The 23,900-nt window shown below is 41.5% G+C and carries 22 protein-coding genes; 15 read left to right on the top strand and 7 right to left on the bottom strand.

What is annotated here, in order from left to right; all coding sequences use genetic code 11:
• Positions 1–38: 38 nt before the first annotated feature.
• Positions 39–2,093, top strand: a complete 2,055-nt coding sequence (locus tag G3O08_RS03240; protein ID WP_163283242.1) for a M13 family metallopeptidase — start codon at positions 39–41, stop codon at positions 2,091–2,093.
• 129 nt (positions 2,094–2,222) lie between these two features.
• Here the strand turns inward: G3O08_RS03240 and G3O08_RS03235 are convergent, their stop codons facing one another.
• The 4 genes from G3O08_RS03235 to panB all read right to left on the bottom strand — a co-directional run bounded on the left by G3O08_RS03235 (position 2,223) and on the right by panB (position 5,431).
• Entirely contained in the window at positions 2,223–3,134 is a 912-nt protein-coding gene (locus G3O08_RS03235; RefSeq protein ID WP_163283241.1) for a J domain-containing protein, read from the bottom strand.
• Between the two features lie 173 nt (positions 3,135–3,307).
• Positions 3,308–3,748: an Hsp20/alpha crystallin family protein gene (locus tag G3O08_RS03230; RefSeq protein WP_163283240.1), complete on the bottom strand. Its 441-nt coding sequence runs from the start codon at positions 3,746–3,748 to the stop codon at positions 3,308–3,310.
• 166 nt (positions 3,749–3,914) lie between these two features.
• Positions 3,915–4,616, bottom strand: a complete 702-nt coding sequence (locus tag G3O08_RS03225) for an RluA family pseudouridine synthase (protein ID WP_163283239.1) — start codon at positions 4,614–4,616, stop codon at positions 3,915–3,917.
• Positions 4,616–5,431, bottom strand: a complete 816-nt coding sequence (gene panB / locus G3O08_RS03220; RefSeq protein WP_163283238.1) for a 3-methyl-2-oxobutanoate hydroxymethyltransferase — start codon at positions 5,429–5,431, stop codon at positions 4,616–4,618. The genes G3O08_RS03225 and panB overlap by 1 nt, the downstream gene beginning before the upstream one ends.
• 165 nt (positions 5,432–5,596) lie before the next feature.
• On the opposite strand from panB, the gene G3O08_RS03215 reads away from it, so the two are divergent.
• The 3 genes from G3O08_RS03215 (at position 5,597) to G3O08_RS03205 (ending at position 11,504) form a co-directional block, all read left to right on the top strand.
• The gene (locus G3O08_RS03215) at positions 5,597–6,721 is read left to right on the top strand and encodes a hypothetical protein (RefSeq protein WP_163283237.1); all 1,125 of its coding nucleotides are present in this window, start codon (positions 5,597–5,599) and stop codon (positions 6,719–6,721) included.
• Positions 6,722–6,892: 171 nt separating this feature from the next.
• The gene (gene dnaK, locus G3O08_RS03210; RefSeq protein ID WP_163283236.1) at positions 6,893–8,797 is read left to right on the top strand and encodes a molecular chaperone DnaK; all 1,905 of its coding nucleotides are present in this window, start codon (positions 6,893–6,895) and stop codon (positions 8,795–8,797) included.
• A 472-nt stretch (positions 8,798–9,269) separates the two neighbouring features.
• Complete coding sequence (locus tag G3O08_RS03205; protein WP_163283235.1) at positions 9,270–11,504, top strand: efflux RND transporter permease subunit; 2,235 nt, start codon at positions 9,270–9,272, stop codon at positions 11,502–11,504.
• A 3-nt stretch (positions 11,505–11,507) separates the two neighbouring features.
• Here G3O08_RS03205 and G3O08_RS03200 read toward each other — a convergent pair whose 3' ends face one another.
• Positions 11,508–13,499, bottom strand: coding sequence for a Na+/H+ antiporter NhaC family protein (locus tag G3O08_RS03200; protein ID WP_163283234.1), 1,992 nt, complete (start codon positions 13,497–13,499; stop codon positions 11,508–11,510).
• 85 nt (positions 13,500–13,584) lie between these two features.
• Between G3O08_RS03200 and G3O08_RS03195 the strand changes: the two genes are divergently transcribed.
• From G3O08_RS03195 to G3O08_RS03185, 3 genes are read left to right on the top strand one after another with little or no spacing between them, the layout of a single operon-like run.
• Positions 13,585–14,124, top strand: coding sequence for a redoxin domain-containing protein (locus G3O08_RS03195; protein WP_163283233.1), 540 nt, complete (start codon positions 13,585–13,587; stop codon positions 14,122–14,124).
• Positions 14,109–15,503 (top strand): cytochrome c, encoded by a 1,395-nt coding sequence (locus G3O08_RS03190; RefSeq protein WP_163283232.1) that lies wholly within the window; start codon positions 14,109–14,111, stop codon positions 15,501–15,503. The genes G3O08_RS03195 and G3O08_RS03190 overlap by 16 nt, the downstream gene beginning before the upstream one ends.
• 8 nt (positions 15,504–15,511) lie before the next feature.
• A complete protein-coding gene (locus tag G3O08_RS03185) occupies positions 15,512–15,886 on the top strand; it encodes a hypothetical protein (protein WP_163283231.1) in 375 nt (124 codons plus the stop codon).
• Between the two features lie 110 nt (positions 15,887–15,996).
• Here G3O08_RS03185 and G3O08_RS03180 read toward each other — a convergent pair whose 3' ends face one another.
• Positions 15,997–16,686: a hypothetical protein gene (locus G3O08_RS03180; protein ID WP_163283230.1), complete on the bottom strand. Its 690-nt coding sequence runs from the start codon at positions 16,684–16,686 to the stop codon at positions 15,997–15,999.
• Positions 16,687–16,803: 117 nt separating this feature from the next.
• Here G3O08_RS03180 and G3O08_RS03175 point away from each other — a divergent pair, with 117 nt between their 5' ends.
• From G3O08_RS03175 to G3O08_RS03160, 4 genes are read left to right on the top strand one after another with little or no spacing between them, the layout of a single operon-like run.
• Positions 16,804–17,754 (top strand): LysR substrate-binding domain-containing protein, encoded by a 951-nt coding sequence (locus tag G3O08_RS03175; RefSeq protein ID WP_163283229.1) that lies wholly within the window; start codon positions 16,804–16,806, stop codon positions 17,752–17,754.
• Positions 17,755–17,781: 27 nt separating this feature from the next.
• Positions 17,782–18,087, top strand: a complete 306-nt coding sequence (locus tag G3O08_RS03170; protein WP_163283228.1) for a hypothetical protein — start codon at positions 17,782–17,784, stop codon at positions 18,085–18,087.
• 1 nt (position 18,088) lies between these two features.
• Positions 18,089–18,487: a hypothetical protein gene (locus G3O08_RS03165; protein WP_163283227.1), complete on the top strand. Its 399-nt coding sequence runs from the start codon at positions 18,089–18,091 to the stop codon at positions 18,485–18,487.
• An 18-nt stretch (positions 18,488–18,505) separates the two neighbouring features.
• Positions 18,506–19,282 carry a hypothetical protein gene (locus tag G3O08_RS03160; RefSeq protein ID WP_163283226.1) on the top strand — a complete coding sequence of 259 codons (777 nt, stop codon included), beginning with the start codon at positions 18,506–18,508 and terminating at the stop codon, positions 19,280–19,282.
• A 5-nt stretch (positions 19,283–19,287) separates the two neighbouring features.
• Here G3O08_RS03160 and G3O08_RS03155 read toward each other — a convergent pair whose 3' ends face one another.
• Positions 19,288–19,899: a DUF1684 domain-containing protein gene (locus tag G3O08_RS03155; protein WP_163283225.1), complete on the bottom strand. Its 612-nt coding sequence runs from the start codon at positions 19,897–19,899 to the stop codon at positions 19,288–19,290.
• An 82-nt stretch (positions 19,900–19,981) separates the two neighbouring features.
• Here G3O08_RS03155 and G3O08_RS03150 point away from each other — a divergent pair, with 82 nt between their 5' ends.
• The 4 genes from G3O08_RS03150 (at position 19,982) to ggt (ending at position 23,897) form a co-directional block, all read left to right on the top strand.
• A complete protein-coding gene (locus tag G3O08_RS03150; RefSeq protein ID WP_163283224.1) occupies positions 19,982–20,761 on the top strand; it encodes a hypothetical protein in 780 nt (259 codons plus the stop codon).
• Positions 20,762–21,027: 266 nt separating this feature from the next.
• A complete protein-coding gene (locus tag G3O08_RS03145; RefSeq protein WP_163283223.1) occupies positions 21,028–21,372 on the top strand; it encodes a DUF1883 domain-containing protein in 345 nt (114 codons plus the stop codon).
• Positions 21,372–22,190: a peptidylprolyl isomerase gene (locus tag G3O08_RS03140; protein WP_163283222.1), complete on the top strand. Its 819-nt coding sequence runs from the start codon at positions 21,372–21,374 to the stop codon at positions 22,188–22,190. Before G3O08_RS03145 ends, G3O08_RS03140 begins: the two co-directional genes overlap by 1 nt.
• Entirely contained in the window at positions 22,191–23,897 is a 1,707-nt protein-coding gene (ggt, locus tag G3O08_RS03135; protein ID WP_163283221.1) for a gamma-glutamyltransferase, read from the top strand.
• The last annotated feature ends 3 nt before the right edge of the window (positions 23,898–23,900 follow it).

The raw sequence follows: 23,900 nt of genomic DNA, 5'->3' as shown, positions 1-23,900 counted from the left end.
CATTCCTCTTATTTTTGCACCACATCAAAAAAATAAAAATGTTTCAAACGAAGCTTAACATTGCCGTGGCAGTACTTTTTGCAGCCCTTATTTCATCGTGTCAGAACGAAAAATCAAAAGAAAATACAGAGGAAAGAATTGAAGAAATTCTTGATCTTGCGGCTCGAGATACTTCGGTAAATCCTGCAGATGATTTTTTCGCTTACGCGAATGGAACCTGGATGAAAAACTCCGAAATACCAGCTTCAAAAACCGGCTGGGGATCGTTTTATATAGTTCGCGACCAGGCTCTTGAGAACATGCATCACATTCTTGATTCTTGTGCTAATATTACAGATTCGCCGAAAGGTTCTGCTACGCAAATGATAGGCGATCTTTACGCAAGTCTCATGGATACCGTAAGCATAGAAAAAGCGGGCATCGACCCGCTACGACCGGTTCTGGATCGCATAGCTTCTGTAAAATCTAAAGAGGATCTTATGTCTGAAGTGGTGAAGGAGTATATTGCCGGCGACCGAACCATGTTCAGTGCCTACGTATCGCCTGATGATAAAAACAGTGAAGTGCAGCGATTCAATTTGAATCAGGGCGGTCTTGGACTTCCGAACCGCGATTATTATTTCAAAAAAGACGGTGAAAGCGCTGCTACAAGAGAGAAGTATAAAGCGTATATCGCAAAGCTGTTTGCATTGAGTGGTGTTGATGAAAAAGAGGCGAAATCTAAAACTGGAAAAATTCTCGCACTGGAAACAAAAATGGCTGAAGCGTCAAAAAGTCCGGTAGATCTGCGCAACCCGCAGGCAAATTACAATCTGATGTCAACTGCTGCATTTCAGAAGCTGTCGCCAAACATGAATTGGGAAACCAATCTAGCCAAACTAGGTGTAGATGTGGATACGGTGCTTGTAGGACAGCCCGAGTTTTACAAAAACCTATCACAACTCATAGTTTCAGAGCCTATTGATACCTGGAAAGATTATCTGGCATTTCATTATATAAAGGGATATGCGTCGCTTTTGAGTCAGCCTTTCGCAGATGCACAATTTGATTTCTATTCGCGTCATTTAGGTGGCCAAAAAGAACCAGAAGTGAGATGGAAACGCGCTTCGGGAATTGTAGACAGCCAACTTGGCGATGCTTTGGGTGCAATATATGTAAAAGAATATTTTCCACCATCGGCCAAAACCTACATGGTAAAACTGGTTGACAATCTTCAGGACACCTATCGCGAGCGCATACAGGCACTTTCGTGGATGGGCGATTCTACAAAAACCAAAGCCGTTGAAAAATTGGATGCTTTTACTAAGAAAATTGGTTACCCCGATACATGGAAAGATTATTCCGGCGTGGAAGTAAGCAGAGATTCGGCTATTGCCAATATGCAGAATATCGGCGCATGGCATTACAAGGAAAATATCGAAAAACTAGGCAAGCCTGTTGATAAAACCGAATGGGGAATGTCGGCACCTACTGTAAATGCGTACTACAATCCTTCATTTAACGAGATCGTATTTCCGGCAGGAATTCTTCAGCCGCCGTTTTTCTACCCCAATGGCGATGACGCGCTAAATTATGGTGCTATCGGAGCGGCAATTGGCCACGAGATGACTCACGGATTTGACGATCAGGGAAGTCAGTATGACCTGAATGGAAATCTGAACAACTGGTGGACAGAAGCTGACCGCGAAAATTTTACAGAACTAACAAATCGCGTTGTAGAGCAGTACGCCAATTACCAAGTGCTTGATTCCGTTTCGCTAAATGGTGAACTGACTCAAGGTGAAAATATTGCCGATAACGGCGGACTTGCAATTGCGTACGCTGCTTTTAAGAAAACAGACCAAGGTAAAGGTGCAGAAAAGATAAATGGACTCACACCCGATCAGCGTTTCTTTTTGGCTTTTGCTGCCGTATGGCGAATGAAAAATACAGACGAAAGAATGCTGCTTCGCGTAAACACAGATCCGCACTCGCCCGAATTGTACCGGGTGAATGGAACACTTTCTAATATGCCGGAATTTTACGATGCATTTGGGGTTACTGCTGATAGTAAATTGTACCGTCCGGATAGTATTCGGACTACAATTTGGTAGAGACTTTGCGATGAAAGGAGATGCCCATGAAGTGAACTCTGGGCCCAATTGCCCCCGCGATGAATCGCGGGGATACTTAATCGCGGGGATACAGGAACTAGAAAGCCCCGCGAGTGCGGGGCTTTTGTTTTAAGATCTAATCTTCTCCAACTCCTTAAAGAGGTCTACCTCTTTCTCGCTTAAGTTTTCAGGAACTTTAATTTGCACTTCTATAACAAGGTCGCCAAAGCTGCCTTGCTTGTCGTAATCTGGCATTCCTTTTCCTTTTAGCCTTAGCTTCTTGCCGCTTTGAGTTCCTTTAGCAACAGGCATATTTATTTTACCGTGGAGCGTATCTACTTCTGCTTTACCGCCAAGCACGGCAGTATATAAATCAATGTCAACTTTTTTTGTCAGATTAAGGCCGGATAACTCATATCCTGTTGGCGAAGGAACCTGAAGAGTAATAATAAGGTCACCCCCGTTTCTTCCTTTACCGGTCACTTTAAGCTTCTGTCCGTTTTTTACTCCGGGCTTAATGTTCAATCTAATTTTCTTTCCGTCAAGCTCCACCACTTTCCCCACACCACTAAAAGCCTCTTGAAAGTTTAGCGGAAGCGTAGCCTGAGAATTGGCCGGTCGCGCTGGTTGGCGAGAACGCCCGCCAAAAGCGCTACCAGTGCCCTGATAACCGCCTCCAGCAAAGAAAGAATTAAAGAAATCGGAAAAACCGCCTCCATCTGAACTCCCAAAATAGTCTCCGTAATCGCCGGAGTACTGATAGGTGCGCTGACGACCACCTTGCTGCCTTCCGCCTGCATTCTGAAAATTCTCATATTGCTTCCAGTTGGACCCTAATTCGTCGTACTTTTTACGCTTTTCTGGATCGCCAAGCACCTCGTATGCCTCGTTTACTTCTTTAAACTTTGCTTCGGCACTGGCGTCATCCGGATTTTTATCAGGGTGAAACTTAATAGCAAGTTTTCTAAACTTCTTTTTTATATCGGCCTGTGGAGCCTTCTTCTCCACTCCCAGAGTTTCGTAATAGTCTTTATAGTTCATTTCTAATCTGCTTATTTATACAAAAGCAAACATTCTGTTGCCACAATTTAAATTACTAAAGAAGCAAATGTCGTTTTAATTGACGACTTGCTCTTAGAATCTCAATTATATCTCAAAAAAAATGCGGAAGCTTTAACACTCCCGCACTTCCAACCAATCAAAATTAATGATGCTTACTTAATATCGATCTTTCGAACTTTTTTCTCTTCAACTGCTCTTTTTGGAATTTCGAGCAGAAGAATTCCGCCATCGTATTTTGCAGAAATATTTTCTGAATCTACTTCTTCGGGAAGTCTAAATGAACGAACAAATGAAGTGTAGTTGAATTCGCGCTTGGTGTAGCGGGTACTGTTTTCTTCTTTTTCTGATTCTTTTTCAGAACGGATAGTCAACAAGTCTTCATCAACTTCAATTTTAAAATCTTCTTTGTTCATCCCAGGAGAGGCCAATTCTACCTGATAGCTTTTTTCAGTTTCCTTAATGTTAGCGGCAGGCATAGAACCAAATGATCTGTTTCTGCGACCTGGCAAAAATTCTCCTTCGAAGAAATCATTTAATAAAGTGTCAAAAGGATTTGCTGATGAGTCGTTTGTTCTTAATTTGATAAGTGACATAGTATGTGTGCTTTTAAGGTTTGTAATTATTGAATACAACTCACCCCTTTCAAAAGCAATACCAAATGAAATTCAGGTAATTTCCACGCCATTATGGCGCAATGATGGGGGATAATGCGCCATTTTGGCGTGTTTCAGCTTTAAAATCAGTTCTCAACGTCAGATATCAATCCACCAGCTTTGCGATAACATTCCAAACAGGTTCGTCGGGAACCGGAGCAATAACAGTCAGTTTTTCTTTGGAAACGGGATGAATGAAACTTATTTCACGGGCGTGCAGATGGATAGAAGCATCTTTATTGCTTCGTGGAGCGCCGTATTTTAAGTCGCCTTTTATTACACAACCCATTGCCGACAATTGAACCCGGATTTGATGATGACGCCCGGATTTTGGTTTTACTTCCAGAAAGAAGTAGCGATCGCTTTCGCCGATAAGGCGGTAATCAAGCTCTGCTTTCTTGGCTGTTTTATTCTTTTCGCTCACCACCTTCGACCGGTTTTTTGCACCATCTTTAATCATATAGTGCGACACCGTATCTTCTTGATGCGGTGGCATGGCGCAAACTGCAGCCAAATAAGTTTTGGATACTTCTTTAGATTTGAATAGCTCATTAAGCCGTGCAAGCGCCTTACTTGTTTTAGCAAAAACCACTACGCCACTTACAGGTCTGTCTATTCGATGAGCCACACCGACAAAAACATTTCCGGGTTTATTGTATTTTTTCTTCAGCCAAAGCTTTACCACTTCGCTCAATGGAGTGTCGCCGGTTTTATCGCCCTGCACAATATCAGAAGGACGCTTATTGATAGCTATTAAATGATTGTCTTCAAATAGAACTTGCAGGTTGTCAATCGTACTAAGTGCCATTAGTATTGCTCGCTTTCATTTGGGAAATCTTTTGAACGCACATCGCTTACGTAATGGGCCACTGCTCCTTTTATATCATCGTAAAGATTGGCGTAGCGTCTCAAAAAGCGTGGATTAAACTCATTTGTAATTCCCAAAAGATCGTGCACCACAAGCACTTGACCATCGGCACCTGCACCCGCACCGATACCAATTGTGGGCACATCAATGCTTTTAGACACTTTTTCTGTAAGGTGAGCCGGTATTTTTTCCAAAACAATTCCAAAACAACCTATCTCATCAAGAATTTTCGCATCGTGCATTAAGTGACCGGCTTCTTCATCTTCTTTGGCGCGCACAGTATACGTGCCAAATTTGTAAATACTTTGGGGCGTTAGTCCCAAATGTCCCATAACCGGGATTCCGGCAGACAGTATTCTTTCTACGCTTTCTTTGATTTCTATGCCACCTTCAAGCTTTACGGCGTGTGCTCCACTTTCTTTCATAATACGAATAGATGAAGTGAGTGCTTCTTTGCTATTGCCCTGATAAGCTCCAAAAGGAAGATCTACTACAACGAGTGCTCTCTTAACTGCGCGCACCACAGACGATGCGTGGTAAATCATTTGGTCGAGGGTGATAGGCAGCGTAGTTTCATGACCTGCCATGACGTTTGAAGCTGAATCGCCAACGAGAATAACATCCACCCCGGCTTCATCGACAATGCGTGCCATAGAAAAGTCGTAAGAGGTGAGCATGGCAATTTTTTCACCTTTTTGCTTCATCTCCCGAAGCGTGTGTGTAGTAACGCGTTTTACCTGTGAGTGAACTGACATATATTATAGAAATTTCGGTAAACGTAGCGAAGATAATTGAGCCATGAAAATGAAACGGGAATATTGGACTTCCAGAATCGCTAAAAAATTAACCGATTGTAAATTCACAAAGCTAATTTTGACTGAATACCTTACCTTTGCACCTATTCTGAAAAAACTTCTATAATGAACTTTCGCAAATCTATCTTTCTCACAATTTTTGTCGCATTGGGCTTGTCATTTCTGGTAAGCAGTTGTGAAACAGATGTAGATTTAATTGCTCCATACAAAAGCACACCCGTTATAATTGGGATCTTAGACTATACTGCCGACTCGCAGTTTGTACGGATAAATCGAACATTTTTGGGAGAAGGTGATGCCAATATATATGCAGGAATTAGAGATAGCGTAGAGTATAATGCCGCCGAAGTTGAAGTTTGGCTTTATAAAAGGCGAAACGGAAACCTTCAAGATTCTATACAACTTCAATATATTGTAAAACCCTCTCGCGACCCGGGTGTGTTTTACAATCAGAATGTGGGATTCTATTACACCTCTCAAGATCTTTTTACCGCAGATGAGATTGCAGATATCAGAAATGCCTCTTTTGGAAACAATCCGGTACTCATGACCTATGAACTAAAAGTGATAGCCAGAGGCGAAATTTACACTGCAGAAACTGATTTTCCAGATATATCGTCAAGTACAATTTCGACCCCTCTTCCGGCAAATCCTCCTTCAAAACTCGAACTATATCGCCAAAGTTTCAACCAATATGCACAGGTGACGTTTGCGTATAAATTAAAAAGCAAAACCGCTCGTAACCTTGGTGTCTATAGATTAAACTACGATTATGTAACCGCCGATGGAACAACGGTTACCAATCAATACATAGATTATAAACTCGGAGCAACCGATAATAGTGAAGGAGCCAACAATCAAAATGCATACTTTACTTTTAATGCACAGAGCTGGTATGAGTTTATTGGACCAAAAATAAAGGCTATTCCGAATGTCACGAAAATTCGCATACACAATACTGAATTCAGACTTACCGGAGCCAATGGCATTCTTAATACCTATTATAAGGTAGCAAATCCTGTAAGTGAATTCACACCGGTACTAAACACTTTTACAAATCTGGACAATGGCGCCATCGGTATTTTTGGCGCCCGCTCTACAGTGGTGCGTGAGGCTTATATTCTCGACCCGGGAATTGAGATTATGAATATGGGAGAATTTACCTCGGCTCCAGGATTATCGTACTGCGTTGTAAACTGGGCAAGCTCACTTTACGTGTGCAACCCATAATAAATCAGGACATTCTGCTTTAGTGCATTTGATTCTTTTAACCCCTTTTCCTGTCTTTTTGTCATTTACTTTGACATAAAAAGTGTCAAAACTGCCCATATCGGAAGATTTTGGGCATTGGTATAATCATTGAGTTATGCCTATCAGTTAAAAACAAAAAGCACAACACACATGAGTAAAATAATCGGAATTGACTTGGGTACTACAAATTCCTGCGTTGCAGTAATGGAGGGAAATGAACCACAAGTTATCTCAAATAGCGAAGGAAAACGCACAACCCCATCTATAGTTGCATTTGTGGAAGGCGGCGAGCGCAAAGTTGGCGACCCGGCTAAACGACAAGCAATTACGAACCCTGAAAAAACGATTTCTTCTATAAAACGTTTTATGGGTAACTCTTTTGACGAGGTAGCTAAAGAAATAGCACGCGTACCTTACAATGTAGTAAAAGGTGATAACAATACACCTCGCGTAAAAATAGACGACAGACTATATACACCACAGGAAATTTCGGCAATGGTTCTTCAAAAAATGAAGAAAACTGCTGAAGACTTTCTTGGCACAAGCGTTACTGAAGCAGTAATTACTGTTCCCGCGTATTTTAATGACGCACAGCGTCAGGCTACAAAAGAAGCCGGAGAAATTGCCGGACTTAAAGTACGCCGAATTATAAATGAACCTACTGCGGCAGCTCTTGCTTACGGTCTCGACAAAAAATCAAACGATGTAAAAGTTGTTGTATTTGACCTTGGTGGTGGAACGCATGACGTTTCTATTCTGGAGCTTGGCGATGGCGTATTTGAAGTACTTTCTACAGATGGTGATACACACCTTGGTGGAGATGACTTCGATCATGAAATTATAAATTGGCTTGTTGCTGAATTTAAAAATGACAATGGATTGGACTTGACCAAAGACCCAATGGCATTGCAGCGATTGAAAGAAGCAGCCGAGAAAGCAAAAATTGAATTATCGAGCTCAAGCACAACAGAAATCAACCTGCCATATATTATGCCGGTTGACGGTGTGCCAAAACACCTTGTAAAAACATTGACTCGCTCTAAATTTGAGCAGCTTTGTGACAAACTGATCAAAAGATCAATTGCTCCATGTGAGAAAGCACTTAAAGGTGCCGGATTGAGCAAAGGTGATATTGATGAGGTACTCCTTGTAGGTGGGTCTACACGTATTCCTGCAGTGCAGGATGCTGTAAAAGCCTTCTTCGGAAAAGAGCCTTCAAAAGGCGTAAACCCCGATGAAGTAGTAGCAGTAGGTGCAGCCATTCAGGGTGGTGTTCTTACAGGAGAAGTGAAAGATGTATTGCTTCTTGATGTAACTCCACTTTCTCTTGGAATTGAAACAATGGGTAGCGTTTTTACCAAATTGATTGATGCAAATACAACGATTCCAACCAAAAAGTCGGAAACATTCTCAACTGCATCAGACAATCAGCCCTCTGTTGATATCCACGTATTGCAAGGTGAGCGCCCTATGGCGAATGACAATAGATCAATTGGACGTTTCCAGTTGACTGACATTCCACCATCACCACGCGGAACGCCTCAGATTGAAGTAACTTTTGATATTGATGCCAACGGTATTATGCACGTAGGCGCCAAAGATAAGGCTACCGGAAAAGAGCAAAGCATAAGAATTGAAGCTTCTAGCGGATTGACCGATGCCGAGATCGATAAAATGAAAAAAGAAGCTGAAGCGAATGCCGATTCTGACAAAGCAGCCAAAGAGCGTGTAGAATCTATTAACAAAGCCGACTCTTTGATTTTCCAAACGGAAAAACAACTTAAAGAATACGGTGATAAAATACCAGCTGACAAAAAACAGCCTATCGAAGATGCCCTTGCAGAGCTTAAAAAAGCACACGAAGCACAAGATGTGCCTGCAATAAATAGCTCTATGGAAAAACTAAACACTGTTTTTCAGGCAGCTTCGCAAGAAATGTATGCACAGCAAAAAGATCAACCACAAGGAAGTGAAAACGGAAGCGAAACTGGCGAAACACCCGGTGACGAAGAAGTAACTGATGTGGACTTTGAAGAAGTAAAAGAAGAAAAGTAATACCTTCTTAAAGTAAATGGTTAATTGTACCGCCCCGACTGCTATGTTCGGGGCGGTTTTTTTTGATAATTTTCGCTACATAATATTGCTCCATATTTTATTCTAGCGTTAACCACTACAATTATTTTCTGTAGTTTTATATGCTATATTTAGATTAATAGCACTACTAATTTTTTTGTATTGAAAACCTCTGCGGCCTTTCGACCGCAGGAAGTCCGTATGGAGCGTAGAATCTCATGCCTGCGGCTTGATCTGGGATTTGCGCCCTTTTGACCAGAGGGAATCCGTATGGAGCGGTTAAAAAGAAAACAAGCTCACCTATTCAGAATTGAGTTCTGGTTTGACCAGATTGTTCTTCCATATCTAAATGCGTAAACCTTTTCTATTTTATATTGCCTGTTTAACCCGAATTATCAAAATCAAAAACCTTTAAGTTAATCTCATGTTGTGGTGATGCATATCTTTGCCGCCAATGACAAAAAAGTGGGCTATCTTTTTCCTTTTTGCCGTAGTTGCCGCTACGGTGCTCTTCGGGCTTACGCTTTCCAATACAAAGTTTGATTATGATTTTGATAAATTCTTCAAGCCTGACGACGAGCCCACCCAATACTTTAATGAGCATCGGGATACTTTTGGAACCGATAATGATTTCATCCTGATTGGCGTAGTTAATCAGGGCGGTGTTTTTGATCCTTCATTTCTTTCGCAAATAGAAAAACTCACTGCCGAGGTAAAGGAGTTGCCTTACGTAAAGGATGTTATTTCTCCGGCCACACTAAAGCATTATGTCCGCGAACCTCTTACGGGAACGGTTTTTCAAACACCGGTTATTCGCGGCGATAGAACCAAAGATTCTATTCGTGTATTTTCTGATCCTTCGCTGGTCGACAATATCTTTTCAGAGACAGCACCGGCAATAAGTCTGGTTGTAATTACCGAGCCTAAGCTCAGTAAAAACAAATCTGATGTTATTTCCACAGCTCTAAAATCAACCATTGACAAGTACAAGTTTGACGATGTGCATCTCGCCGGTCGCGCCATAGGGCAAGTAGTTTATGTAAATAAAATCCAGACCGAGTTCATCCTTTTTATGGGTATTGCACTCGTGTTTATTGTCATTCTGCTCTTTGTCATGTTCCGGAGTTTTAGAGGGGTACTTATCCCGCTCGCCACCGTATTGGTTGCTGTGGTGTGGAGCATTGGTATTCTCAACCTTTCGGGAAAAGGGATTAGCATTTTGCTCAATATGCTGCCACCGGTAATTTTTGTGGTGGGCATGAGCGATGCAGTTCATCTGTATTCCCGGTTTTTGGAAGAGCTGCGCGATGGAGCCACGAAAGCACATGCCATTCACCAAATGATTTTTGATACCGGCCTCGCCGCATTATTTACCAGCATTACCACTGCCATTGGTTTTGCGTCGCTCTACCTTACTGGAATACCTGCGCTTCAGGAATTTGGAGTTATTACAGCTTCGGGAGTCATAGCTGCCTACGTAATTTCTATAACCATGCTTCCGGCTTGGCTGGTGCTTACCGAGCCACCACACAAGGTGATTAATAACGAAAAAGGAAATTGGCAAAGGCAACTTGATGGTATTCTCATTCCAATAATCCGCCATAGAAAATGGGTTTTTATCGGCACTATTGTCATCGCGCTGGGCTTTGGTTTTGCAGCATCGCGGCTTGAGCTCAATAATTTCATCCTCGAAGATTTAAAGCCTGACGAGCCTTTGCGTAAAGATTTTGCCTTTTTTGATGTGAATTTTGCAGGGGTGCGGCCTTTTGAACTTGGACTTAAATTAAAAGAGCAAGATGATAGCTTTCTAACTCCTCAAAACATTGGTAAACTAAATAAACTTGAAAATTATTTGAAATCAACTTACGGTGTGCACGCCATATTATCGCCCGTGGTTGCTGCCAAAGAGAGCAATAGAATGCGCCATGGTGGAAAAAATGAATATTACGTTATTCCCGATTCGGAGCGCGATTGGAAAAAAACTGAAAAAGATTTAAGAGACATTGTGAAAACAGGAAAATTAAAACCCGTTCTCGCTAAAGATCAGCAATATGCGCGTATTTCGGGTCGCACCGGAGATCTGGGCGCACAGTATTTCGATAGTGCAAATGTGGCACTCCAAACATTCGCGGAAGCAGAAGGAATAACCAAAACAATGGACATAGAAATTACCGGAACCGGAACGCTGATAGACCGGACAAATCAAAATCTGGTTTTTAGTCTATCAAAGGGTTTGGGAGCTGCCTTTTTGCTCATAGCCTTGCTGATGGGCATTATGTTCAGATCAATTAAAATGGTACTCATCGCACTGATTCCAAACCTGCTACCCCTTCTTGCAATTGGTGGAGTTATGGCAATTTTAGGCATAGATTTAAAAATGAGTACCAGTATTATTTTCACCATTGCTTTTGGAATAGCGGTAGATGACACCATTCATTTATTGAGCCGGTACAAGCTCGAAATGCGAAACGGAAGATCATCAAATCAGGCTTTACGCAATTCATTTGTACACACCGGAAAAGCCATAATCATTACGAGCATTATTCTTTTTGGCGGTTTTATAAGCCTCTGCTTCAGCTCATTTCAAAGTACATTTTATATTGGACTACTCGTAACCCTTACCTTGGGGTTTGCACTCTTTTTTGACCTGACCATTTTGCCGGCACTGCTTGCGCGAAAAGAAGATTAAACTTTAGCCACTGCCGCTGGGGTCGGGCACATGTTTTCCAAAAAATCGAACAATTAGAAATAAAACAAAAATTCCCAGTGGGAAATCAAGGATCCATGGCAATTCGAAATAGGCACCAATAAGGGTAAACACGATGGAAACACCTCCCACGGTAAGCGCATAAGGCATTTGTGTACGCACGTGCTCAATGTGGTTACAGTGCGTAGCCAGCGAACTTAAAATCGTGGTGTCGCTAATCGGAGAACAATGATCACCAAGCACAGAACCCGCCAGCACACAAGAAGTTACGTTTAAAAAGTGTCCGAGAGCTACGCTTGCTTCTACCCCGCCTTGCATGGAAAGCTCCCAGCTTAGCGGCAACATTAATGGATAAACTATTGCCATGGTACCCCACGATGATCCGGTTGAAAAAGCAACCACTGCGGCAATGACAAAAGTAATAGCCGGCACAGCCCATTCTACGACTGTGCCCGAAGCTAGACCTGCCAAATAATCGGCAGTATGCATATCGCTGGTGATGGATGCAAGCGACCAGGCCAGAATAAGAATCACCAGCGCACTTACCATGGTTTTAAATCCTGAAATACTGGTTTCTATCGTTTCCGGAAAAGTTTGGATTTTTTGGAAGGCAGTCATGGCAATGGCTACAATAAGGCCGCCCATTGACGACCAAAGCAGCGCTTTATACGAATCTGATTGCCCAATAGTTAACGAAAGTTTTTTACCAAAGGAGTTTGCCGGTTCGCTCCATATTGCCGCATCCCAGCCTGTAACAAGCAGCCCCACAACTGTTCCCAAAACGACGACACTTATAGGCAGAATGGCGTTGATCATTCTATATTTTATGTCTTTTTCGGGCTCAAATTCAGAAACATCAATATTACTGTGCATCATTCCTTTGCCCACGTTTCCTTCCAGCCGTGCTTTGGATTCAGCTTTATGCATTGGGCCAAAATCGCGGTTCATCAAAATGAGCATGAGAATAAAAGCCAGCGTAAAAATGGGATAATAGGCATACTCAAGAGAGCCAAGAAAAATAGCGTAAGCACTCTCATCAATTCCGTGGGGATAGGCAACTCCTGCCTTGGCATTAATGGTATCGAGCGCTCCCTGAATATAGCCAAGCTCTGCTCCTATCCAAGTAGTAATCAATGCTATTGCCGCTACAGGGGCAGCGGTAGAATCTACGATATAGCTCAACTTTTCGCGCGAAATACGCAATTTGTCTGTGAGCGGCCGCATTGTATTACCCACCACAAGCGTGTTTGCATAATCGTCGAAAAAGATGGCAATACCCATTAAGTAAGTTGCCATTTGTCCGTTCCTGGCATTGGTAGCTTTTCGCGAAAGCTTATCGACAACCGCTTGCATACCGCCATTTTTAGAAATTACGGCTACAATACCACCGATTAGTGTAGAAAAAATCATGACAGATATGTGTCCGCTATCACTCATAGCTTGAACAACATAGGTATCGATGAATCTAAAAAGTCCATTCCAAATGCTGCCATCGCTCGCATAGAATCCTGTAATACAAGCACCCGAGACAATACCTATAATAAGACTGCTCACCACTTCCTTAAAAACCAGTGCAAGTAAAATAACGATAAGCGGCGGTATTATAGATAGCCAGAGTGGCATGGGCTTGACATTTCGCACGTAAGTAAACTCACCGGCTTTTATAGATAGTGGCTCATTGCGATCAAAGACCAGTGGGAAATTGGCTTTTCCATTTTCAAAATATAACTCCTGCCGCTTTCCGTTTACAACTACAGATACAATATGATTTGTCGCTGCCAGTTTTTCCTGGTCATGGCAGGTTATTTCGCCGGTTGTTTCTATTCCCGAAATGAACAAATCTGGAATATCAAGCGTAAAGTCATCTCTTTGAAACTGGACTTGCTCTTGCACATCAGCATTTGCCTGACCCGACACACCGCCCAAACCGAATAAAATCAGGCAAAAAACAAGAGATAGCCTTATAAACTTCCACATAGAATGGCGCTAAGATAGAATTTTGGTTAAATAGCATCCTTGATATCTTTATTATTTTTGCAGCATGGTTCGAATTGGTATTATTTTGCTTTCATTTTTTATTCTGTCTTGCACAGACAAGTCGCCACTTGAAGAACCTTTTGAAGATACGACGGGCACGGCACATTCAGTAGAGGGATATTTAGAAAATAAGAGTGGCATGGTCATGCTCTTTCTCACTCCCGAATGTCCTCTTTGCCAAAACTATACGGTTGCCATGCGCAAACTTGAGAAGGAATATAGCGCTAAAGACATTCCTTTTATCGGTGTAATAAGCGGAAATTACTACACCAAAGATGAAGTGCGGAGATATAAATTAAAGTACGATATGGAAATGGACATTCTATTTGACCCTGATTTTAAGTTGTCAAAATATTATGGCGCTACCGTTACTCCCGAGGCTATTTTTATTGATAGAAAAGGAGATTTAAAGTACCGGGGTGCGATAGACAATTGGGCAATATCTATTGCAAAAAAGCGACTAAACACAACAGAACATTATCTTAGCGACGCTTTGGATGATTTCCTTTCGGGAAATAAAATAAATCCGGAAAGAACTAAACCTGTGGGATGTTTTATAGAATAAGCTTTTTTGTTGTTGTCTCTGCTCTGTTTTCTGCTTGCGCCGATGCTGATAAGGGTGAAACCAGCTCGCAGGATGAAAATGCTGTAGCCCAAATAAATCTTCCTGACACGGTCTTTTACTGGCAGCATATAGCTCCCGTTTTATTCGAAAATTGCACGCCATGTCACAATAAAAATGGTGCCGCACCTTTTCCGCTTACCGATTATATTGATGCAAAAAAGCGCACCAAAACTATTCGTGAGGTTATTGCCGAAGGCATCATGCCTCCCTGGCCTGCCGACACTCTCTACTCTAGATTTAAAGACGAAAAGACGATAACGCAGGAAGAGAAAAGTCTTATTTTGAAATGGATAGACCAAGATGTTCCCGAAGGCATTGTACCCAACAAAAAACCGACTCCACAACTATTTGCTGTAAAAGCGCTGGGCAAACCCGACCTGATTCTCGAATTTCCGGACACGATTTTTATACCCGGCGATAATCGTGACAAATTCAGACTGGCTAAAATTCCTTTTGAAATGGCTCGCGACACTATTATTCGCGCCATTTCATTTGTACCGGGCAACAGGCAGCTCGTTCATCATGTAAATGGCCACTTAATAAACTATCCTGAAGGAAAAAAGAAAGATCCATTTGCGGGCGAATGGATAAAAGATGCCGAAGAAGTAAACTCGCTTACCGCTTACCGCGAAATGAAAATACCCAATGACGACGGCACCTACCCGCCTCTATTGGTTTCAGCGTTTAATTATTTGCCGGGGGTAGAGCCGCCGACTTATCCTGAAGGTATGGGTACCGTTTTTTTGAATAAAAAAGGAACTTTTATTTTAAATACTCTGCATTACGGTCCTACCGCAATAGATACATTTGACTTGAGCAGAATTGAAATTTATTTCGCTGAAAAGCGCCCCGAAAGGCCTTTTAAGGAATTGCAAATGGGAACCCTTGGCGAAACGCCGGTGGTACCAAAATTTATAATTGAAGCCGGAACTGTAGCTGAATTTTCTACGCGTTACAGAGTCCCTCAAGACATGTCGGTTTTAACCATCAACCCCCACATGCATCTTCTTGGTCAGGATTTTATTGCTTTTGCCGTTTCCGAAAATAAAAAAGATACCATACCTTTAATTCATATTCCGAAGTGGGATTTCAGATGGCAGTATTTTTATACCTTTAAGCATATTCTTAAAATACCAAAAGGATATGAAATTGTAGTAAATGCCACTTTTGACAATACGATAAATAACCCTTATAACCCTTATGCACCGCCCAAAACGATAACAGAATCGGGAAAACATATGAAAACTACCGACGAAATGTTTCAATTTTTTATAACTTACGTGCCTTATCGCACAGGCGACGAGAATATTGAACTTTAAAAACAAAAATGATGAATCTAAAAATTACTTTAATGGTGGCAATGCTCGCCACCGCCGGAATTGCAACTGCGCAAACAAGCTCAGAGAAGTACCAGACAAAAGCAGAATTGCAGGAACAAATGAGCCTGATAGCCAATGGATTGAAGCTTGCGCCAGCTCGTGTAGGCGAATTGGGTCAGATTATGGAAGACAAACGTCTGCAAAAAGAAAACCTGCTTCGCGAAATAGACCAGATAAAACTACAAATGACTACCCTGGAACTCACTGCCCAAAAGCAAATTCAGGGAATGCTATCTACTGAAGAATGGGCCAAGTATCAAAAAGAAATTAAGCCACAGCTTGACGAAAAACTCGAAAAGCGAATGGAGAAAATTGAAGACTAAATTGAAAAAACTTCCATTCGTTATTTTAATGGAATGAGGAAGTCTCTCGATATTATTCAGAATTAAAAAACCCGCTTTACGGCGGGTTTTTTAACTAAGCTTTTATTTTCCTAATCCAGCTTATTCGCTACCCAGCGAATATTATCCACCTCAATACCGGTACTTCTTTCTCCTTCAAATTGAATTCCGCAAACCACATTGACATGTGCCATCATGATTTTATCAAAATCGCGGATCGGAATATTTACATTGGTATAAGTTGAGTCGTTAAACGAATGCGTTGATATCTCAACAAAATCGCTTCTTCGATGTGGATTACACTCTTCAGTTTGCAGAATTTTTCCACCAATGTAAATGCGGATATATTCGGGAGACCCGGCTAGCGTATCAGAAACACGAATACCCATTCGAAGGCTTCCCTCAGCAAAGTCGCGCGCATTTTGCTCATTAATCAGCGAGAAATAAGATTTATGTTCGTCACCACCCCCGGTTCCAAGGTATAATGTTTTTTCTACCGTTGCAGAATCTTTTTGCTGAGATAGTTCATTGATTTCACCGGCGCAAAGATCGAGTCTGAAAGCGCCTTGCAAAAGATCGCCATTCCAGCCGCCTCTTATTCCGTTTGCCCAAATTAATTGCTCTTTATCATTAAATGTGCAGCTGCCATCATCCTCTAAAGCAGATGGATCATAATTTACGGCATACTGGTCTGTACAGCCAACCTGCTCGGGATCTTTATCGCATGAAGTAAGCGCTAAAATAGATGCAGGGATGAATAGTATTTTTAAAAAGTAGTTCATAATTTAGGGGTGCATATTTATAGGTAATTCTTACTTAATTTTAGCAAAAAGGTTTCAAAAAGGTCTTTATTGTTCTAACTTTGTCAATGAACAATTTATTTTTAATAGATTTTACATATGACCTTAATCCAGTTGAAATATATAGTCGCTGTTGACACATACCGTCATTTCGCGACAGCGGCAGATCATTGCTTCGTTACCCAGCCCACTTTGAGTATGCAGATCAGCAAATTGGAAAAGGAGCTTGATATTCTGATTTTTGACAGAAGCAAGCACCCTGTACAGCCTACTGAAATTGGCAAAAAAATATTACTTCAGGCCAAGCTGGCTCTCACTGAAGCCAACCGGATAGATGAAATCGTAAAAGCCAGTAAAGGCCAGATTTCGGGAGAGTTCAGATTGGGCATTATCCCAACGGTGTCGCCCGCCTTATTGCCTCGCTTTTTGAGAAAGATAACCAATGACTTTCCAGATATTCATTTAAAAATTGAGGAGTTGCAAACAGACCAAATTCTGGAAAAACTCGACAAGGATCAACTCGATGCGGGGATTTTGGCTACGCCACTCGAAAAAGCACGCATTATAGAAAAGCCGCTTTATTACGAACCCTTTATGGCATACATTCCTAAGGGGCACCGCTTAGAGAAAGAGAGCTTTGTGCTCCATAGTGAGCTTCAGCTCCGCGACATTTTATTGCTTAAAAACGGGCATTGCTTTAGAGATAATATTATAAATCTTTGCGACGGAGCGTTTGCAGAAACAGGGAATGCCAATAACCTTTTAGAGTTTGAAAGTGGTAATTTTGAAACCCTCGTAAAGCTATCTAATCAAGGATTTGGGATGACACTGATTCCGTATTTAACTGCACTGGATCTGAATGAAGCTGATCGGGCAAATTTAAAACCCATTGATCATCCACAACCTACTCGCGAAATAAGCCTTATTTATTCGCGTGCTCAGTTGAAAATTAGCATTATAAATATTTTGGAAGCAGAAATTAAAAAGCTAATTCCAAAAAAATTATTGGAAAAAGCAGATAACGATTTAATTAGCCCATTGCATCAATAGCAAATTTGCAAAATCACTTCTTTAAAAATGGTAAATGAACGTAAATGTCCCGCTTGTGCTAAATGGACAGACGGACATAAAACGCATTGCACCCACTGTGGCGCCCTTACGGACCCTGCACTTATTGCTGAAGAAATAAGAAAAGAACGCGAAGAGGAGAGAGAAGCGTACATGTTTATAAACGAATCAAAAGCAATTAAAAAACTAAAAGGGCTAAAGGAATCAGATAAAACCTTTCACCGGATTATCTTTTATATTGCCGACACCCTTTTCACAATTTATATGGCTATCTTATCGTTTATTGTTTGGTTGATTGCTCTAGTTTCAGGATGATTTGAATAAAAAGGAAGCTTATACACTCTTTTTGCTTGCTGCTATTTATTTAGTGGTTCACTACATGCAAGCTCACGGTAGAGGCCCGGTATTACTTCGCTTTTACGGCAAGGATTTAACCCTCATTCCATTCCTCATTTTGGGGATTAGTTCAGCAAGTGCCTTATTTAACATATCGGTAAAAATCAGATTTAAAGAATTGATCCTCACCGTAATCGTCTGCATTGTAGGTTTTGAGTTCATATTTCCGAGGTTCGGCATGGCTTTTGAAAGAGATATGGCAGATATGCTATGTTACATTGCGGGTGGGTTGTTTTACTACATTGTATTTTTGCGTTCAGCCGAAAAACATAAAATTCAGGTAGATACTGGAACTTTGATTGATATTAATCGTTTATAACATATAACTTTGCCAACTATGACTCGTTTTATTTCCCTTATTTCAACTATTCTACTTTTTGCGTCAACTGCTATGTATGGCCAGGATAAATTTGCGGAACTCTCATCAAAAGAGCGTATTACTATTGCTGAAAATGAAGAGAAAGAAGCCTCCAACGACGAAAAATTCCAATCGCTTATGCAGGATGGACATCTTTTTTTTAAAGATAAACACTATCTTAAAGCCGTTCATTCGTACGAGCAAGCCCAGGAGCGCAGACCGTACAATGTTTATCCAAAAGTGATTATTGCAGACATTGAGCTTTCTATGAAAGACACCCTTCAAACATTACGCGCTGCAGAAAAAGCAGAAACCCAAAAAGAAAAATTGGAGAAATCTGAAAAACCCGCTGAAGTAAAAGATGAGCAAAAACCTGAAAATCCTAAGCCCGAATCTGAAAAAGAGCGCAGAGAAAAACAGGAGAAATGGGAAGATCAGGAGCGGGCTAAATTAGAGCGTCAACGTGAATTAGATAAAAAAAGAGAAAACGAAAAGCCTGCTGAAACGCAAATGACCGGAGATGTAGAAAAACTCTCTACCGAAGATTTCAAAAAAGATCTAGGTCAGAAATATCCCGATGGAATAACTGAAGAAATGACTACTGAAGGAAATAAAACCATCATTAAGCGCATTGTGGTTTCAAATAATGTGGGCAACGAGTACAAAAAGGTTGTACACGGCTGGGGAGGAGTTTTCTACTTCAAAAATGGCGAAGCTGTAACCGACCGCGTTTGGATTCAGGAGACTGAAAAATAAACACCCTATTTATATTCATATTTAGCTCCTGCCGGCACCTTCACTTTTAGATTATTCTCGCTGGGCGGAATAGGACACGAATAGCCATCACTATATGCGCAATATGGATTGTAGGCTTTATTAAAATCCAAGATCACTTTCCCGGAAGGGTCGCCCGGCATGGTAAAATCGATATACCTTCCGCCACCATAAGTCTCAAACCCATTAGATTCGTCGGTAAAGGGAAGAAAAATATAATCCTTATAAACCGGATTTCGCATAAGCTCCAAATTTTGGTAAGCCGATAAATGAAGTGAATCGTTTCCAAGCTTAAAATGGAGCACGGCCACTTTCTGGTACATGCTTTTGCGCGGTCCGGTGGTCTCAATCTTAAATGGCTTTTCATATTTGCGCTCTTCCCAAACTGCTCCTACCCTATATTCAGGACTATATTCATAACGTGGAATACTGTCAAAATCAGCTCTTTTGGCGTCAGAAAGGGGACTTTCATCAGGATTTTTAAATTCTGTTTCTGTTTTAAGCCAAAACTCCCGATATTCAGCCCCTTGATCGTCGGTTTGCCCATAAGATGCGACTGAGAGAATCAAGGCAACTGCAACTGTAATAACACTTTTCATAAGGCAAAGATAAGGTTTGAATCTGGGAGAAACCCAACCAGACCGCTTTTCACTCGTCTATGCAAAAGAAACAGACGGCTAAATGGATATAGGACAAGCATTAAAAGATTCTGAAAATGCGCTTCGCGACTTTCTTGAATACAGCTTAGAGCGAAATTTCGGGACAGAGTGGCTTGACAAATGTGGTATCCCTTCGGCCAAAGTTGATGTTTGGCACGAGCGAAAAGCCAATACCGAAGCTGATTCTAGCCCAAACTCAGGAGAAGAGCGAATACTTTATTATGCACCTTTTGAAGATTTATACGAATTGATATCGCAGAATTGGATAGGCGATTTTCAAGCAGCTTTTACAGATCGCGATCAACTAATGACTTATTTGAAGCTCTTGGAAAGATACAGGCATACGGATTTGCAACGGCGCGAATTATTCGTTTATCAAAAACACCTTATCCTGGGTATTACCGGTGAGTTACGCTCAAAGATTACCGCTTTTCGCAGCTTGATGGAAATCGGTAAAGAAGGCTACCCGCGAATAGAGTATATTAAAGACAGCCTTGGAAATATGTGGGTTCCCGGCAAACCAAGAAGAGTAAAAACCAATTGCAACCTCCACCCCGGCATGTCAATAGAGTTTATTGTGCAAGCGCATGACCCCGAAGGGATGCCATTGGAATACAAGCTTCACGGCGACAAATGGCAATCAGGAAATATTTTATTCTTTAAAGTCGCTCCGAAACATGTTCAAAAACAAGCGCAACTCAGTATTACCATTCGCAGCCCGCGTAAATTTCATGCATATCCTTTGGGCTATGATGACCGGATTGTTTTTGAGTACCAGATTCTGCCGATAAAAAAGGGATAATGGCGGTTTTAAATAACCCCTCCTATTCACTATTTTCCGAATCTCCGTTATTTTCAACCATTGCTAAAACGATCCGATACGTTGGTGGAAAAGCCCAGCAACCAGCCACAATCTTTCTTACCTTTACAATAACCCAAACGGGAAAAACCTTCTGATGGTTGCTTTGAGCAGAGCACCGGAAAGCGAACACGCCTCAGGCAGTTCGCTTTTCTTTTTTTCTTTTTATGTCAGAAATTTCGTATATTTTCAGTCTAAAATCCAGGCTCATGAAATTCTTACACCAACCCTTCACCGCGAAAGCCAAAGAACGTATAGTCGTAGATTTTGACAAGCCTACTAAGGTGCTTTTAATTCATACTAGTCAGTTTGCGAAGTACAAAGGTGGTAGGACTTACCAATATCACGGAGGCCATGCAGAAACGTCGCCCACCGAATTTACTGTACCCTTTGATGGCGTTTGGCACGCAATTATCGAAAAAGGCACCTATCACAACCCGCTGAATGTGAGCGGAAAAGCCAAGCTAATTAAGCCGCGTTACAGCACGCTTAATGGTGCTGAACAAAACGAAACGCATCAAAAAATTGAAGAATACGACGATACGCTTGAATAATGAGTGAATTCTTAAAAGAGATAAAACAGGTGTTTCTGTTTTTCTCAATATTATTTCTTCTCGGATGCCAATCTGAAGAAGTAAAGCAATCTATTTCTGAAAGTGATGCAGAAATAGCCTCTGATTCTTCTGCTCAGAGTGCTGCTGACACGACTGTTAAATCCTTCGAAAGAGAATTTCCGAGGTTGACTTCTAAAAATGCCGAGGCGTTTTTACGTTCTTATTTCAAAGAAAATTCAGAAAGAAAGATAAAACTGACTACCCGATTGGGCGTTTTAAAATTTCGACTTTATGACGATACTCCGGTGCACTCCGCTAATTTTCTAATGTTGGTTAAGCGCGAGTATTTCAATGATACTGAATTTACCAGAGTGGTTGAGAACTTTGTGGTGCAAGGCGGTAACAATGACAAAGAGCAAGAAGACATAAAGCGGCTTTTAATAGGTAGTTATGAGCTTGAGCCCGAATTTAATCAGCAGCACTTGCATAAAAAAGGTGCGCTGGCCATGGCCAGGCGTTACGAAGAAAATCCGGATAAGCGCTCTTCGGGTTATAATTTTTATTTCGTGAAGGGACAGAAATTCACCGAGCCACAGCTACTCGCTATTGAACGTGATAACGAAATGCAGATTCCGGAATGGAAACGGCAGGTTTATAGAACACTTGGTGGCGCTCCGCATTTGGATGGTGAGCATACCGTTTTTGGAGAAATATATGAAGGTCTTGATGTTTTAGAAAAAATGTCGCTTGTAGAAACAGATGCTAGCGACTGGCCATTGAAACCGTTAATTATGAAAATGGAAGTAATAGAGGACTAAATGAAAAGATTATTTGTATTAGCCATTGGCTTCTTTCTTTTTTTAAACGGCTCAGGGCAGCCTGTTGATTCAGAAATTAAAATTGGCAAAAGTCTCGATAGCCTCACCGCTGCGGTAGCTTGCGCACATCCTGAAGCAGCGCGCATAGGCGCAGAAATTTTGAAACAAGGAGGCAATGCAATAGATGCGGCTGTAGGCATTCAGTGGGCTCTCGCGGTATGCTATCCGCAGGCAGGGAATATTGGCGGCGGTGGCTTTATGGTCATTCGGATGGCTGATGGAACCACCAACACACTCGACTTTCGCGAGCAGGCACCGGCAGCTGCGACAGAAAAAATGTATCAGGACGAGAACGGAGAGATTGTTGAAGGCAGGAGCCTGGATACCCACATGGCCGTTGGTGTTCCAGGATCGGTTAGTGGACTTTACGAAAGCCATCGAAAATATGGCAAACTACCAATGGAAAAGCTCATTGCTCCCGCTATAGATCTTGCAGAAAATGGTTTTAAAATAACGGCTAACCAGGCGAGCTTACTCAACCAGTATAAAGCTGATTTTGAAGCGAGAAACAAAAACGCCATTCCATTTTTTGTAACGAATAAAATCTGGAAAGAAGGTGACCTTATCGTACAATCAAATTTGGCGGCAACGCTAAAGCGAATTTCAAAAGATGGCGAAGACGAATTCTACTCGGGTAGAACTGCCGGACTTATCATTGAAGAAATGAAAGCCGGCGGTGGAATTATCACAAAAGCAGATTTGGCAAATTACAAGTCCATTTGGCGTAAGCCGATAGAATCAGATTTTGAAAACTATAAAATTATTTCCATGCCTCCTCCGTCAAGCGGTGGCGTTGCTATAGTACAATTGCTCAAAATGTGGGAAGCTGCTAAAACCGATGGAATAGCGCATAATTCAGTTGAATACCTTCACCTCATTACAGAAATGGAACGCCGGGTTTACGCTGACCGTTCGGTTCATCTTGGCGATCCTGAATTTTATAAAGTACCTGTTTCGGAACTTTTAGATCAAAAATATTTAAATGTGAGAATGGGCAATTTCGATGCCTCGCTTGCCACGCCTAGTAAAGATATTGAGGCAGGAAAGTTTCAAAAAGGAAAAGAATCCACAGAAACTACTCATCTGTGTGTTGTAGATGCTGAAGGAAATGCCGTTTCTGTAACGACCACACTTAACGGCCATTTCGGAAGCAAAATTATGGTTGTTGGAGCCGGATTTTTCCTGAATAATGAGATGGATGACTTTAGTTCAAAACCTGGAACGCCAAATATGTTTGGCCTTATAGGTGGAGAAGCCAATTCTATTCAGCCGGAAAAACGAATGCTAAGCTCTATGACGCCTACTATAGTAGAAAAAGATGGAAATCTTTTTCTGGTTGCCGGGTCACCGGGAGGCTCTACAATAATTACATCTGTATTTCAAACGGTTATGAATACAGCTGTTTTTGATATGAATTTGAAAGAAGCGATTGAAGTACCCAAATTTCACAGCCAGTGGTTACCCGATGTTATTTTTATGGAAGAAAACCGGTTTGAGCCTGAATTGCTTGATTCTTTGAAAGCCCTTGGACATGAAATTGATTTTTTTCCCTCGCTGGGAAGAGTAGACGCTATATTGGTAAACCCGAATAATACATTACAAAGCTGTGGGGACCCCCGCGCCGACGATACCACAGCCGGCTATTAAAGT

This window comes from Cryomorpha ignava, assembly GCF_010686655.1.
Classification (GTDB): domain Bacteria; phylum Bacteroidota; class Bacteroidia; order Flavobacteriales_D; family Cryomorphaceae; genus Cryomorpha; species Cryomorpha ignava.
Note: the sequence above shows the minus strand (reverse complement) of the source record. Positions and strands in the feature narration are given on the sequence as shown.